This window comes from Paraburkholderia unamae (assembly GCF_003268775.1).
Taxonomy (GTDB): Bacteria; Pseudomonadota; Gammaproteobacteria; order Burkholderiales; family Burkholderiaceae; genus Paraburkholderia; species Paraburkholderia unamae.
In genome coordinates this window covers 153,558-167,035 of the sequence record NZ_QLSU01000005.1, presented here as the reverse complement: position 1 = coordinate 167,035, position 13,478 = coordinate 153,558, and the positions used below count along the sequence as shown (strand labels likewise).

The following is a 13,478-nucleotide window of genomic DNA, read 5'->3' as shown; positions in this document are numbered from 1 at the left end:
TCCTTCGGCTGACTTCGATATGACGATTCTCCCGCTGCGCAAATTCTTCGCGGCCGCGGTCGTGGCGGCGTGCCTGCCGTTCGCGCCGCACGTGGCATCGGCGGCGCCGGCCGCCAATTTGCCCGACTTCGCCGACCTCGTGGACAAGGTGGGGCCGTCGGTCGTCAATATCCGTACCACCACGCGCGTGTCGAGCGCCCAGCGCGGCCTGCCGCCGGGCATGGACAACGGCGACATGTCGGAGTTCTTCCGCCGCTTCTTCGGCATTCCGCTTCCGCAAGGACCGCAGGGCCAGTCGCCGCGTGGCGGCCAGGGCGGCGGGCAGGGTGGCGGTCAAGGCGGCGGCTCGGATTCGGGCCCGGACGGCGGCAACGACAGCGAACAGAACAGCGGCGTGGGTTCGGGCTTCATCCTCTCGAGCGACGGTTACGTGATGACCAACGCGCACGTTGTGGACGACGCGGACAGCATCTACGTGACGCTCACCGACAAGCGCGAATTCAAGGCCAAGCTGATCGGCGTCGACGACCGCACCGACGTGGCCGTCGTGAAGATTCAGGCCTCGAATCTCCCGGCTGTGACGATGGGCGATTCGAACAAGGTGCGCGTGGGCGAGTGGGTCGTGGCGATCGGTTCGCCGTTCGGCCTCGAGAACACCGTGACCGCGGGCATCGTGAGCGCGAAGGGACGCGACACGGGCGACTATCTGCCGTTCATCCAGACCGACGTGGCCGTGAACCCCGGCAACTCGGGCGGCCCGCTCATCAACATGCAGGGCGAGGTGATCGGCATCAACTCGCAGATCTATAGCCGCACGGGCGGCTTCATGGGCATCTCGTTCGCGATTCCGATCGACGAGGCGATGCGCGTGGCGGATCAGCTCAAGACGAGCGGCAAGGTCACGCGCGGTCGCATTGCCGTGGCGATCGGCGAGGTGACGAAGGATGTGGCCGACTCGCTCGGTCTGCCCAAGACGCAAGGCGCGCTGGTTTCGAGCGTCGAACCGGGCGGTCCGGCCGACAAGGCGGGCATTCAGCCGGGCGACATCATCCTGAAGTTCAACGGCGCGAGCGTCGATACCGCGACCGACCTGCCGCGCATGGTGGGCGACACGAAGCCGGGCACCAAGGCGACCATCACGATCTGGCGCAAGGGCGCGACGCGCGACCTGCCCATCACGGTTGCCGAGATGCAGACGGACAAGAGCGCCAAGGCCGACCCGAAAAAGGCGCCGGAGCCCAAGCCCCGTGCGTCGAATACGCTCGGTCTCGCGGTGGTCGACATTCCCGCCGACCAGATGGCCCAGCTCAAGATCAAGGGCGGCGTGCTGGTGGATTCGGCGGACGGCCCGGCCGCCCGCGCCGGTCTCCAGAAGGGCGACATCATCCTGCGCGTGGGCGACACGGATATCACCAGCGCGAAGCAGTTCCAGGACGTGACCGCGCGTCTCGACACGCAGAAGATGGCGGCGGTGCTCGTGCGGCGCGGCGACAACACGCAGTTCGTGCCGATCCGTCCGCGCGCGCCGGGGCAGAAGTAAGTCCATGCGCACGCCCATGCGGTCGACGACAGCAGCGCCGGGCGCACTCGCACGGGCGAGCGCGCACCTCGTGCTGTACGGCCGCGCGTGGTGCCACCTGTGCGAGGATATGCGCGTGGCGCTCGAACCGCTCGCGGTTGCGGCGGGCGCACGGCTCGACGTGATCGATGTCGATTCCGACCCCGCGTTGCAGGCGCGCTACGATGAACTCGTGCCGGTGCTGGTGTGCGACGGCATCGAGTTGTGCCACTATCGGCTCGACGAAGCGCGCGTGCGCGCCACGCTCGGGCTCGGCGCCGATGTGCCGAGCGTGCTGCCGGCGCCGCCGAGCGGGGTGTAAAACTTTCCTCCGGCTTGCCGCGCGATGCGTGCCCCGCGAGATGACCTGTCCGCCACTTCAGCGGATGGTTCGCCTGTGGGACCCCTTTTCGGCTAAAATAGTCCGGTTTTTCATCTGTTTACGAGGCGTGCCCAGCTTTCGTTGGGGCGCGCCTTTTTCGCTTGATCGGCACTGAATGGATCATATTCGTAACTTCTCGATCATTGCGCACATCGACCATGGCAAGTCGACGCTCGCCGATCGCATCATCCAGCTGTGCGGCGGCTTGTCCGACCGCGAAATGGAATCGCAGGTGCTCGACTCGATGGATCTCGAGCGCGAGCGCGGCATCACGATCAAGGCGCAGACCGCAGCCCTCACGTACAAGGCGCGTGACGGCAAGGTCTATAACCTGAACCTGATCGACACGCCGGGCCACGTCGACTTCTCCTACGAGGTGAGCCGCTCGCTCTCCGCGTGCGAAGGCGCGCTGCTCGTGGTGGACGCGAGCCAGGGCGTCGAGGCGCAGACGGTGGCGAACTGCTACACCGCGATCGAACTCGGCGTGGAAGTCGTGCCGGTGCTCAACAAGATCGACCTGCCCGCCGCCAACCCCGAAAACGCCATCGAGGAAATCGAGGACGTGATCGGCATCGACGCGACCGACGCCACGCGCTGTAGCGCGAAAACGGGCCTCGGCGTGGACGACGTGCTCGAATCGCTCATCGCCAAGGTGCCGCCGCCCAAGGGCGATCCGGAAGCGCCGTTGCAGGCGCTCATCATCGACTCGTGGTTCGACAACTACGTCGGTGTGGTGATGCTCGTGCGTATCGTCAACGGCACGCTGCGTCCGAAGGACAAGATCAAGCTGATGGCCACTGGCGCGCAGTATCCGGTCGAGCACGTGGGCGTGTTCTCGCCGAAGTCGCGCAACCTGGAATCGCTTTCGGCGGGGCAGGTGGGCTTCATCATCGCCGGCATCAAGGAACTGGCCGCGACCAAGGTGGGCGACACCGTCACGTTGGTGACGAAGCCGGCCGTCGAGCCGCTGCCGGGCTTCAAGGAAGTGAAACCGCAGGTGTTCGCGGGTCTCTATCCGGTCGAAGCGAACCAGTACGACGCGCTGCGCGAATCGCTCGAAAAGTTGAAGCTCAACGACGCTTCGCTGCAATACGAGCCGGAAGTGTCGCAGGCGCTGGGGTTCGGCTTCCGCTGCGGCTTCCTGGGCCTGCTGCACATGGAAATCGTGCAGGAGCGTCTCGAGCGCGAGTTCGACATGGACCTCATCACCACGGCGCCGACCGTGGTGTACGAAGTCGTGCAGGCCGACGGCACGCTGATCAAGGTCGAGAACCCGGCGAAGATGCCGGAGCCTCCGAAGATCGCCGAGATCCGCGAGCCGATCGTGACCGTGAACCTGTACATGCCGCAGGACTATGTGGGTTCGGTCATCACGCTCTGTACGCAAAAGCGCGGCAACCAGATCAACATGCAGTACCACGGCCGCCAGGTGCAGCTCACGTACGAAATCCCGATGGCGGAAATCGTGCTGGACTTCTTCGACCGCCTGAAGTCGGTGTCGCGCGGCTATGCGTCGATGGACTACGAGTTCAAGGAATACCGCAGTGCGGACGTCGTGAAGGTCGACATGCTGATCAACGGCGACAAGGTCGATGCGTTGTCCATCATCGTGCACCGTTCGCAGTCGCAGTACCGCGGCCGGGAAGTGGCGGCGAAGATGCGCGAGATCATCCCGCGCCAGATGTACGACGTGGCCATCCAGGCCGCGATCGGCGCGCACATCATCGCGCGTGAGAACATCAAGGCGCTGCGCAAGAACGTGCTGGCCAAGTGCTACGGCGGCGACATCACGCGCAAGAAAAAGCTGCTCGAAAAGCAGAAGGAAGGCAAGAAGCGCATGAAGCAGGTCGGCTCGGTCGAGATTCCGCAAGAGGCCTTCCTCGCCATCCTTCGTGTCGAAGACAAATAAGCCGCACAACGGATCTCTACATGAATTTTGCGCTGATACTCTTTGTGCTCGTCGTCTTGACGGGTGTAGCGTGGGTTGCAGACAAACTGGTTTTCATGCCGCGCCGGCGTCTCGCCGCCGATGCGGCGGTTGCGGATTTCGATCGTCAGCAGGAGCGTATTGGCGAGCGTTTCGCCGATGAAAACGCGCCCGTCACGCGTCAGAACCTGCGTAACGAAAAGCTGCGTCAGCCGTGGTGGCTCGAATACACGGCAAGCTTCTTTCCCGTCATCCTGATCGTGTTTCTCGTACGCTCGTTCGTCGTCGAGCCGTTCAAGATTCCGTCGGGCTCGATGGTGCCCACGCTGCTGGTCGGCGACTTCATCCTCGTGAACAAGTTCGACTACGGCATTCGCCTGCCGATCACGAACACGAAGGTCACGCAGGGACGCCCGCTCGAGCGCGGCGACGTGGTCGTGTTCCGGTATCCGAAAGACGAGTCGGTCGACTACATCAAGCGCGTGATCGGCCTGCCGGGCGACGTGGTTGCCTACCAGGACAAGCAGCTCACGATCAACGGCAAGCCGGTGCCTGAAACGTCCGTTGGCGACTACTTCGACGAAGAGCGCATTGGCTACGCGAAGGAGTTCACGCAGGACCTCTTCGGCCGCAAGAACAACATCCTCAACAACCCCGCGGTGCCGCCGTTCATCGTGGGCGCCGAGGACTATCCGTATCGCGACAACTGCCAGTACAACGCACGCGGCGTGATCTGCAAGGTGCCCGCGGGCAACTACTTCATGATGGGCGATAACCGCGACAACAGTGCGGACAGCCGCTACTGGGGCTTCGTGCCCGACGCGAACATCGTGGGCCGCGCGTTCTTCATCTGGATGAACTTCAGCAATCTGAAGCGCGTTGGCGCATTCCATTGAGTCGCACTTGATGTGCGCGCCCTGTGCACGCACATCGCGACGAAGATGCCGCGCGTAACCGCAACACACGCAGCAAGAAAAAACGGTTGCTCGAACGGACGTCTCGCTCGAATCGCGCGCATCGCATCTTCGCGCGCTACTTGAAGAACCCTCGGTAACGTCGCTTCATCACGGTTTTTCGCCCGCCACCCCGCGTTTTCGCGGGGGGCGGCGGGCGCGTTATACTCTCCCCATGCCCCAATCTCCGTTGGAAAGCCGTTTGCGCTACGAATTTCGCAATGCGGAATTGTTGCGCCAGGCTTTGACCCACCGCAGTCACAGTGCCACGCATAACGAACGCCTCGAATTCCTCGGTGATTCGGTTCTAAATTGCGCGGTGGCTGCCCTATTGTTCCAACGTTTTGGCAAGCTGGACGAAGGCGACCTCTCGCGCGTGCGCGCGAATCTGGTCAAGCAGCAGTCGCTCTACGAAATTGCTCAGGCCCTCAATATTGCCGACGGCCTGCGTCTTGGCGAGGGCGAGTTGCGCAGCGGCGGCTTCCGCCGCCCGTCGATCCTCGCGGACGCGCTGGAGGCCATTTTCGGCGCGATCTTCCTCGACAGCGGCTTCGACGCGGCGCAGACGGTCATCAAGCGCCTCTACGTGCCGATTCTCGATCACATCGACCCGCGCACGCTCGGCAAGGATGCCAAGACGCTGCTCCAGGAGTATCTCCAGGGCCACAAGATTGCGCTGCCGACCTATACGGTCGTCGCGACGCATGGTGCGGCGCACAATCAGCAGTTCGAAGTCGAATGCACGGTGCCCAAGCTCGACGTGAAGGTGTCGGGTTCGGGGGCGAGCCGTCGCGCGGCCGAGCAGGCCGCAGCGAAGAAGGCGCTCGACGAGGTGATGGCGGCGGCGCCCGCGCTGGTCGCCAAGCCGCGCCGTTCGAAGGGCGCGCGCGCCCCGAAAACCGAACCTGAGGTCGTCCCCGGCGTGACGGGCGTGCAGGGCGCGCTCGACCTGCGTGCGCCGGAGCGCCGCGAGCGCGCGGCCGCGCGTACGGCGGCACAAGGCGCCGCGGCAGGCGAGGGCGCTGAGCGCGCCGCGGCGGCGCAGGGTGCGCCGCTGGCGGTCATCCGCGCGGCGCATGTGCAGGAGCGTCCGGCGGAGAAGGACAAACCCGCGAGTTCCGACGGCGTGCCGTCGGCCGGTGCGATCGGCCATCGTTCGGGCGCGGCGAAAACCGAATCCGCGCATCGTCCGGTCGAGCGTGTGCAAAACGCCGCACCTGCTGCCGAAGCCCGCCCCACACTGCGTGTTCGCGAAGCGACGGCAACGAGCGCGAGCGACGCGCCGGCGCCGGCCGAAAGCGCCACCGATGCCGACCCTGAAGCGCACGCCGAAATCGCCGCGGCGATTCCCGTGCGCGCGGCCGATGCCGGCCACTGATTCCACCTGCGCGCGCCACTGGCGCGCCTCCCGTATTTTTATTCCGGTCCGATCATGAACGCTCCCACTTCCACTCCTGCCGGCTTCCGTTGCGGCATGGTCGCGATCGTCGGCCGTCCGAACGTTGGCAAGTCGACGCTGATGAACGCGCTGGTCGGCCAGAAGATCAGCATCACGTCGCGCAAGGCGCAGACTACGCGCCATCGCATCACCGGCATCAATACGATCGACGACGCGCAGTACGTCTTCGTCGACACGCCCGGTTTCCAGACGCGCCACAGCACCGCGCTCAACCGCTCGCTCAATCGCGCGGTGACGTCGACGCTCAGTTCGGTGGACGCCGTGCTGTTCGTGATCGAGGCCGGCAAGTTCGGCCCCGACGACCAGAAGGTCCTTGACCTGATTCCGCCGAATGCGCCCACGATCCTGATCGCCAACAAGATCGACCGCGTGACCGACAAGGGCACGCTGTATCCGTTCATCCAGCAGGTGCAGGGTCTGCGCGAGTTCCGCGAGATCGTGCCGCTCTCGGCCAACGATCCCGCCGACATCAAGCGCCTGCTCGCGACGCTCAAGCCGTATCTGCCCGAAGGCGAGCCGATCTACGGCGAAGACGACCTCACCGACCGCAGCGAGCGCTTCCTCGCCGCCGAGATCCTGCGCGAGAAGGTGTTCCGCTGGACCGGCGACGAATTGCCGTACACGAGCACCGTCCTGATCGACAAGTTCGAGCAGGAAGGGCGCCTGCGCCGCATTTTCGCGACGATCCTTGTCGAGCGCGATACGCAGAAAGCGATGGTGATCGGCCAGAAGGGCGCAAAGCTCAAGCAGATCAGCACCGAGGCGCGCGTCGACATGGAAAAGCTGTTCGACGGCCCCGTGTACCTCGAGACCTTCGTGAAGGTGAAGAGCGGCTGGGCCGACAACGAAGCCGGGCTGCGCGCCTACGGTTACGAGTAAGCACGACGGGCACCGCGTATGAGTGACGGCGCAGCCGGAACCCTGCACGACGACTGGCCCGCGCCCGATGAAGCGCAGGCCGACGAAACGAATGCCTCAGACGAGGCATTCGAAGCCCCTGGCACGCGCCGCTCGCGTACGGCAGGTGCCAAGACCACGAAGGCCGCCAAGGACGCAAGGGTCACGAAAGGCGGCGCAACGCGCAACGCGATGACCGAAGGCGCCGACGCGACGCTCGAAGGCCGCGCGCAGCCGCGTCCCGCCCGCAAGACGACCGCGCGCTCGCAACTGCCGCGCGCCTCACGCAGCACGACTCCCGACTACCGCATCGCCGAGCAGCCCGCTTTCGTGCTGCACAGCTACCCGTACCGCGAAACCAGCCTCATCATCGATGTGCTTTCGCGCGACCACGGCCGCGTCGCACTCGTCGCGAAGGGTGCAAAGCGCCCCCATTCGGCGCTGCGCGGCGTGCTGCAAACCTTCCAGCCACTCGCGCTCTCGTGGACCGGCAAGGGCGAAGTGCGCACGCTCACCGGCGCCGAGTGGGTGGGCGGCATGCTGCCGCTCACGGGCGATGCGCTCCTGTGCGGCTTCTACGTGAACGAGCTGCTCGTGAAGTTCATCGCGCGCGAAGATCCCCACCCCGAACTCTTTCGCCATTACGTCGTCACGCTCACGCGCCTCGCGCACGACGAGCCGCCCGTGCAGGTGTTACGCTCGTTCGAGCGCGTGCTGTTGCGCGAGGCGGGTTACGCGCTCGCGCTCAACCGCACCGTGAGCCGCAAGACCGTGGTGGCCGAAGGGCGCTACGTGTTCGATCCGGAACGCGGCGTGCGCGAGGCCTCCGACGAGTGGCCCGTGCAATGGCCGGTGCTCTCGGGTCAGACGTTGCTCGATATGGAAGAGGACGATTACCATCGGCCTCAAACCGTTGCGCAGAGCAAGGCGCTCATGCGCTTCCTGCTGAATAACTACCTTGGCGGCACGCCGCTCGCGACGCGCCAGATCCTGATCGACTTGCAGAACCTATGAGCTTCTTTCTCACTTCGCCCAACGTGATCGACCTCGGCGTCAACATCGACCACGTCGCCACGCTGCGCAACGCGCGTGGCACTGCTTATCCCGATCCGATCCGCGCGGCGCTCCTCGCCGAAGAGGCGGGCGCCGACGTGATCACGCTGCACCTGCGCGAGGATCGCCGCCATATCGTCGACGCCGACGTGCGCACGCTGCGCCCGCAACTGAAAACGCGCATGAACCTCGAATGCGCGGTGACGGCCGAGATGCTCGACATCGCCTGCGAGATCCAGCCGCAAGATGTTTGCCTCGTGCCCGAAAAGCGCGCGGAGCTCACGACCGAGGGCGGCCTCGACGTCGCGGGCCACTTCGACGCCGTCGCCGCCGCGTGCCGTCAACTGGCCGAAGCGGGCTGCCGCGTGTCGCTCTTCATCGACCCGGACGAAACGCAGATCCGCGCGGCGCACGAAGCGGGCGCGCCCGTGATCGAGCTGCACACGGGCCGCTACGCCGAGGCGCACGACGCGGGCGAGCAGGAGCGCGAATTCGAGCGCGTGGTGGCGGGCGTGAACTGCGGCAACAGCCTTGGCCTGAAGGTGAACGCCGGACACGGCCTGCACTACACGAACGTGCAGCAGATCGCCGCCATCGACGGTATCGTCGAACTGAACATCGGCCACGCGATCGTTGCGCACGCAATCTTCGCGGGCTGGGAAAACGCGGTGCGCGAAATGAAGGCGATCATGGTTGCGGCGCGTCTGGGCTCGCGCGCCTGAACCGGGCTTCCCGCAGGGCGCAAGCGCAACGCTCACGCAATCGACATCCATACTCGGGAGTCTCATGGCGATCTACGGTATCGGCACCGACATCATCCAGGTGAGCCGCGTGGCGGCGGTCATGGAGCGCACCAACGGTCGCTTCGCCCCGCGCGTGCTCGGCCCGGACGAGCTGGCCGTGTACGAGGCGCGCAAGGCGCGCTCGGAGGCGCGCGGGCTCGCTTACCTGTGCACGCGCTTTTCCGCGAAGGAGGCGTTCTCGAAAGCGATCGGCATGGGCATGCGCATGCCGATGACCTGGCGCGCCATGCAAACCCTCAACGAGCCGGGCGGGCGGCCGGTGATCGTCGCTTCGGGCGAACTCGCGCACTGGCTCGACGAACGCGGCATCACGGCGCGCGTGAGCATCACCGACGAACGCGATTACGCGGTGTCGTTCGTGGTCGCCGAAATCAACGGCTGATATCCCACGCATCCCACGCCGCGCGCGGCGCGGCATCTACGCAAAAACTGATCGATGAAGAGACTTTCCGGACCGGTAATGCTCGACGTGGTCGGCACCACGCTGACCGACGACGACGTGCGCCGTCTTGCGCATCCCATGACGGGCGGTGTGATCCTGTTCGCGCGGCATTACGAGAACCGCGCGCAGCTCGTCGCGCTCACCGACGCGATTCGCGCGGTGCGCGAGGACCTGCTGATCGCCGTCGACCACGAGGGCGGCCGCGTGCAGCGCTTTCGCACCGACGGCTTCACGGTGCTGCCCGCCATGGGGCGCCTGGGCGAACTGTGGGACAAGGACGTGCTGCTCGCCACCAAGCTCGCGACGGCAGTGGGCTACATCCTCGCGAGCGAGTTGCGCGCGTGCGGCATCGACCTCTCGTTCACGCCGGTGCTCGATCTCGGCTACGGGCAATCGAAGGTGGTGGGGGACCGCGCGTTCCATCGTGACCCGCGCGTCGTCACGCTGCTCGCCAAGAGCCTGAATCACGGCCTCTCGCTTGCGGGCATGGCCAATTGCGGCAAACACTTTCCGGGTCACGGCTTCGCCACGGCCGATTCGCACGTCGCGGTGCCTGTGGACGAACGCCCGCTCGAAGCGATCCTCGGCGAGGACGCACTGCCTTATGACTGGCTCGGCCTTTCGCTTTCGGCGGTCATGCCGGGGCATGTGATCTATCCGAAGGTCGATGCGAAGCCGGCGGGCTTCTCGCGCATCTGGGTCGAAGAGGTCCTGCGCAAGCGGCTGCGTTTCACCGGCGCCATCTTCAGCGACGATCTCTCGATGGAAGCGGCGCGCCAGGGCGGCACGCTCGTGGAGGGCGCGCGCGCGGCGCTCGAGGCCGGCTGCGACATGGTGCTGATCTGCAACCAGCCGCACGAGGCGGAAAAAGTGCTCGACGCGTTGCGCAACGTGGAGCCGCGCCGTGCCGCGAAGGCGTCGGGCCAGCGCATCAGGCGCATGCGCGCGCGCGGCAAGGCGCAGCGCTGGGACAAGCTCGCGGCCGACCCCGGCTATGTCGAAGCGCAGGCGCTGTTGCGCAGCGTCTTGCCCTGAGCGAAGCAGCGCACGCCACACGCAGCGGGAAAGAGAAAAGGCGGCCCTTCGGTGACGAAGGGCCGCCTTTTTTATCGGCCGCTCAGCGCATTTCAGTTCAGGCGCATGCGTTGCAGCTTGTTGTAGAGCGTCTTCGGGCTGATGCCGAGCAGGGACGCCGCTCGGTGGCGCGTGCCGCCCACGGCGTCGAGCGTCGCGCGAATCAGCATCTCTTCCACGTCGGCGAGCGGCGTGCCCACCGTCACCTGCACGCGGCCGCCGTTCATGTCGCGCGGGCTCGCGCCGCTGCTTTCCTCGGCCTGCAAGGTTTCCAGCACCTCGCCCGACGCGTGCCACGCGCGCTTCACGCGTTCCTGCAACTCGCGCACGTTGCCGGGCCAGTCGTAGGCCAGGCATTCGCGGATGAACGACGGCGCGACGAGGCGCGACGCGCCCGCCATGCCGTGCACCAGCGCGTCCTGATTGAGCTCGTCGACACACGCGCATGCGAGAAGCGCGGCGTCATCGTCGCGCTCGCGCAGCGGCGGCAACGGCAGTGCCGCGGCGTCGAGGCGCAGCCACAAATCCTGGTGCAGCATGCCTTGCTGGACCGCTTCGCGCGGCACGGCCCGCGTGGCGGCGACGAGGCGGAAGTCCGTGCCCACCTCGCTGTTGCCGCCCACGCGCATGAAGGTTTGCGAATCGAGCGCGCGCAGCAGCGTTTCCTGCTGCTCGCGCGGCAGGTCGGTTAGCTCGTCGATGAAGAGCGTGCCGCCGCCCGCCTGATCGACGAGGCCCGGCTCGCGCTGCTCCGCGCCACTGAACGCGCCGCGTTCGTGGCCGAACAGCACGCTCGCGAGCGGTCGTCCGCTCGCCGCCTCGGCAACGAGCGCGCGGGCGTCGCACACGACGAACGGCCCTTTGCGGCGGCGGCTCAACTGGTGCAGCGTGCGTGCGGCGACTTCCTTGCCGGTGCCGGCCTCGCCGTGCACGAGGATCGCGGATTCGGTGGGCGCGAGTTGTTCGAGCGTGTCGTAGACATGCTGGATCGCGCCGCTGCGCCCGAGCATGGGCCCGAAGCGCCCCATCTGGCGCAGCGCGGCGCGCAGCGTGCGGACCTCCTCGGTCAGCTCGTAGGGACGCGGAATGCGCGCGAGCAGGCTGCGCAGGCGCGGAATATTGACCGGCTTGAGCAGATAGTCCCAGATGCCGTGGCGCAGGCCTTCGATCGCGCTTTCCACCGTGGCGTTGCCGGTCATCACGATGACGGGTAGCGCGCCGCCCGGCGGTTGCGCGGGCAGATGCGGGAGCAGTTCGAGGCCGCCGCCATCGGGCAGGTTCAGGTCGACGAGCACGACATCGGGGATAAAGCGCGCGAGCGCGGCGCGCGCCTCGGCGAGTGTGGCGGCAGTGTCGACGGAGAATCCGTCGGCTGACAGGATCGCTGAGAGACCTGACAGGCTGTTCGGATCGTCTTCGACAATCAGGGCGTGTGGCATGGCGGTAGCGGCTTACGGATGAGCGCGGTCGCGCCGGCGGCTCGCGCACGGATGGCGCGGGCGCCCCGGCAGACGGCTGCGCGGCGCGCGGAAGCGCGGCACGATACGAAAGGTTTCACCGAGATCACCGGGATGTCTCGAAGCAGGTGTTTCAGTTGCGGTCCTCCCAGTTGTGCTGCGCCAGGGCGGGGGCGCGACGGCGCTGCCGGGCGCTGAGCCACCGGCGGCCGTGCAGCGGGTCAAGCCGCGGACGCATGGCGCCCTGGCGTCTGCGCAAACCCCCTGTTGCCTGCAAGTGGGCGGCCGTACCGGCCATGCCGTGAACGGCGCGTCAGTCGCGCGGCCGGTGCGCGTCGAACCAGCGGCGCACTTCCAGTTCCGCTTCGTCACGCGTCTTGCCGTAGCGTTCCTGGATCAGGCCGGCCAGGCGATCCGCCTGTCCTTTGGCCTTCACGAGCTCGTCGTCCGTCAGCTCGCCCCACGCCGCCTTGGCCTTGCCGATCAACTGCTTCCACTTGCCTTCAGCAATGTCGTTGTTCATCGTGTTTCTCCTGTTCGGGGAAAGACCATGCGCGAAGCACGCTCGATCACCCTCACAGCAGAAATCGTGCCGCGAGACATTCCTTGCCGGCGCGCACCGCAGCCTGCGTGGCCACCCGCGCCGCAGCGGCAGGAAGTACGCTAATGCACGTGCAAAACCGGTAAGGATTTCCCGTGGCAGTCTCAAACATACACGTTCGGGAAAAAAAGAAAAAGCGCCCCGAGGGGCGCTTTGACGACGGTGCCGGCCTTTTGCCGCGAGGGGCAGCGCGGGCGGATGCCGCTCACGCTGCAATTGCCCGCGAACGTGCTGCCTTAGGCGCGGCTGCGGTACTCGTTCGTACGCGTGTCGATTTCGATCTTGTCGCCGATGTTGCAGAAGAGCGGCACTTGCAGCTCGAAGCCGGTGTGCAGCTTGGCGGTCTTCAGGACCTTGCCCGACGACGTGTCGCCCTTGACAGCCGGTTCCGTGTAGATGATTTCGCGCACGAGCACGGTCGGCAGTTCGACCGAGATGGCCTTCTCGTTGTAGAACACGACTTCGCAAGCCATGCCGTCTTCGAGGTAGTTCAGGGCGTCGCCCATCATCTCGCCTTCGACTTCGAACTGGTTGTAGTCGGCGTCCATGAACACGTACATCGGGTCGGCGAAGTACGAGTAGGTCACTTCCTTGCGGTCGAGCACGACGACGTCGAACTTGTCGTCGGCCTTGTACACGGTTTCCATGCCCGCGCCGGTCAGCAGGTTCTTGAACTTCATCTTCACGACGGCGGAGTTGCGGCCCGACTTGTTGTATTCGGCCTTCTGCACGACCATCGCGTCGTTACCGATCATCACGACGTTGCCGACGCGGAGTTCCTGTGCGGTCTTCATAGTAAAAAACTGTCCTGTCCAGATTGAGTAGCTTCGAGTGTGCGCGGCGGCAAACGTCGCAAGCGGGTTCGGATGGTG

The 13,478-nt window shown here is 65.9% G+C and carries 13 protein-coding genes; 10 read left to right on the top strand and 3 right to left on the bottom strand.

Going from position 1 to position 13,478, the window contains the following annotated elements; all coding sequences use genetic code 11:
* The first annotated feature begins 19 nt into the window (after window positions 1–19).
* The 10 genes from C7401_RS10205 (at window position 20) to nagZ (ending at window position 10,509) form a co-directional block, all read left to right on the top strand.
* Complete coding sequence (locus C7401_RS10205) at window positions 20–1,540, top strand: DegQ family serine endoprotease (RefSeq protein ID WP_112171266.1); 1,521 nt, start codon at window positions 20–22, stop codon at window positions 1,538–1,540.
* A 4-nt stretch (window positions 1,541–1,544) separates the two neighbouring features.
* A complete protein-coding gene (locus tag C7401_RS10200) occupies window positions 1,545–1,880 on the top strand; it encodes a glutaredoxin family protein (protein WP_258396966.1) in 336 nt (111 codons plus the stop codon).
* A gap of 175 nt (window positions 1,881–2,055) precedes the next feature.
* Window positions 2,056–3,849: a translation elongation factor 4 gene (gene lepA / locus C7401_RS10195; RefSeq protein WP_112171264.1), complete on the top strand. Its 1,794-nt coding sequence runs from the start codon at window positions 2,056–2,058 to the stop codon at window positions 3,847–3,849.
* A 20-nt stretch (window positions 3,850–3,869) separates the two neighbouring features.
* A complete protein-coding gene (gene lepB / locus C7401_RS10190; protein ID WP_112171263.1) occupies window positions 3,870–4,763 on the top strand; it encodes a signal peptidase I in 894 nt (297 codons plus the stop codon).
* Window positions 4,764–4,995: 232 nt separating this feature from the next.
* A complete protein-coding gene (rnc, locus tag C7401_RS10185) occupies window positions 4,996–6,198 on the top strand; it encodes a ribonuclease III (protein WP_112171262.1) in 1,203 nt (400 codons plus the stop codon).
* A 54-nt stretch (window positions 6,199–6,252) separates the two neighbouring features.
* A complete protein-coding gene (gene era / locus C7401_RS10180; RefSeq protein WP_112171261.1) occupies window positions 6,253–7,158 on the top strand; it encodes a GTPase Era in 906 nt (301 codons plus the stop codon).
* Between the two features lie 18 nt (window positions 7,159–7,176).
* Window positions 7,177–8,190 (top strand): DNA repair protein RecO, encoded by a 1,014-nt coding sequence (recO, locus tag C7401_RS10175; protein ID WP_112171260.1) that lies wholly within the window; start codon window positions 7,177–7,179, stop codon window positions 8,188–8,190.
* The gene (gene pdxJ / locus C7401_RS10170) at window positions 8,187–8,951 is read left to right on the top strand and encodes a pyridoxine 5'-phosphate synthase (RefSeq protein ID WP_112171259.1); all 765 of its coding nucleotides are present in this window, start codon (window positions 8,187–8,189) and stop codon (window positions 8,949–8,951) included. The genes recO and pdxJ overlap by 4 nt, the downstream gene beginning before the upstream one ends.
* A gap of 64 nt (window positions 8,952–9,015) precedes the next feature.
* On the top strand, window positions 9,016–9,414 hold the full coding sequence (gene acpS, locus C7401_RS10165; protein ID WP_112171258.1) for a holo-ACP synthase: 399 nt from the start codon (window positions 9,016–9,018) through the stop codon (window positions 9,412–9,414).
* Window positions 9,415–9,468: 54 nt separating this feature from the next.
* Window positions 9,469–10,509 carry a beta-N-acetylhexosaminidase gene (gene nagZ, locus C7401_RS10160; protein ID WP_112171257.1) on the top strand — a complete coding sequence of 347 codons (1,041 nt, stop codon included), beginning with the start codon at window positions 9,469–9,471 and terminating at the stop codon, window positions 10,507–10,509.
* A 92-nt stretch (window positions 10,510–10,601) separates the two neighbouring features.
* Here nagZ and C7401_RS10155 read toward each other — a convergent pair whose 3' ends face one another.
* The 3 genes from C7401_RS10155 to efp form a co-directional block, all read right to left on the bottom strand.
* Window positions 10,602–11,987 carry a sigma-54-dependent transcriptional regulator gene (locus C7401_RS10155; protein WP_112171256.1) on the bottom strand — a complete coding sequence of 462 codons (1,386 nt, stop codon included), beginning with the start codon at window positions 11,985–11,987 and terminating at the stop codon, window positions 10,602–10,604.
* A gap of 331 nt (window positions 11,988–12,318) precedes the next feature.
* Window positions 12,319–12,528, bottom strand: a complete 210-nt coding sequence (locus C7401_RS10150; RefSeq protein ID WP_112171255.1) for a CsbD family protein — start codon at window positions 12,526–12,528, stop codon at window positions 12,319–12,321.
* Between the two features lie 314 nt (window positions 12,529–12,842).
* Complete coding sequence (gene efp, locus C7401_RS10145; RefSeq protein WP_112171254.1) at window positions 12,843–13,400, bottom strand: elongation factor P; 558 nt, start codon at window positions 13,398–13,400, stop codon at window positions 12,843–12,845.
* Window positions 13,401–13,478 lie beyond the last annotated feature (78 nt).

Bases quoted from the DNA above. Each gene is read 5' to 3' on its own strand.
- C7401_RS10205 (WP_112171266.1), top strand. From the start codon at position 20: ATGACGATTCTCCCGCTGCGCAAATTCTTCGCGGCCGCGGTCGTGGCG.
- C7401_RS10200 (WP_258396966.1), top strand. From the start codon at position 1,545: ATGCGCACGCCCATGCGGTCGACGACAGCAGCGCCGGGCGCACTCGCA.
- lepA (WP_112171264.1), top strand. From the start codon at position 2,056: ATGGATCATATTCGTAACTTCTCGATCATTGCGCACATCGACCATGGC.
- lepB (WP_112171263.1), top strand. From the start codon at position 3,870: ATGAATTTTGCGCTGATACTCTTTGTGCTCGTCGTCTTGACGGGTGTA.
- rnc (WP_112171262.1), top strand. From the start codon at position 4,996: ATGCCCCAATCTCCGTTGGAAAGCCGTTTGCGCTACGAATTTCGCAAT.
- era (WP_112171261.1), top strand. From the start codon at position 6,253: ATGAACGCTCCCACTTCCACTCCTGCCGGCTTCCGTTGCGGCATGGTC.
- recO (WP_112171260.1), top strand. From the start codon at position 7,177: ATGAGTGACGGCGCAGCCGGAACCCTGCACGACGACTGGCCCGCGCCC.
- pdxJ (WP_112171259.1), top strand. From the start codon at position 8,187: ATGAGCTTCTTTCTCACTTCGCCCAACGTGATCGACCTCGGCGTCAAC.
- acpS (WP_112171258.1), top strand. From the start codon at position 9,016: ATGGCGATCTACGGTATCGGCACCGACATCATCCAGGTGAGCCGCGTG.
- nagZ (WP_112171257.1), top strand. From the start codon at position 9,469: ATGAAGAGACTTTCCGGACCGGTAATGCTCGACGTGGTCGGCACCACG.
- C7401_RS10155 (WP_112171256.1), bottom strand. From the start codon at position 11,987: ATGCCACACGCCCTGATTGTCGAAGACGATCCGAACAGCCTGTCAGGT.
- C7401_RS10150 (WP_112171255.1), bottom strand. From the start codon at position 12,528: ATGAACAACGACATTGCTGAAGGCAAGTGGAAGCAGTTGATCGGCAAG.
- efp (WP_112171254.1), bottom strand. From the start codon at position 13,400: ATGAAGACCGCACAGGAACTCCGCGTCGGCAACGTCGTGATGATCGGT.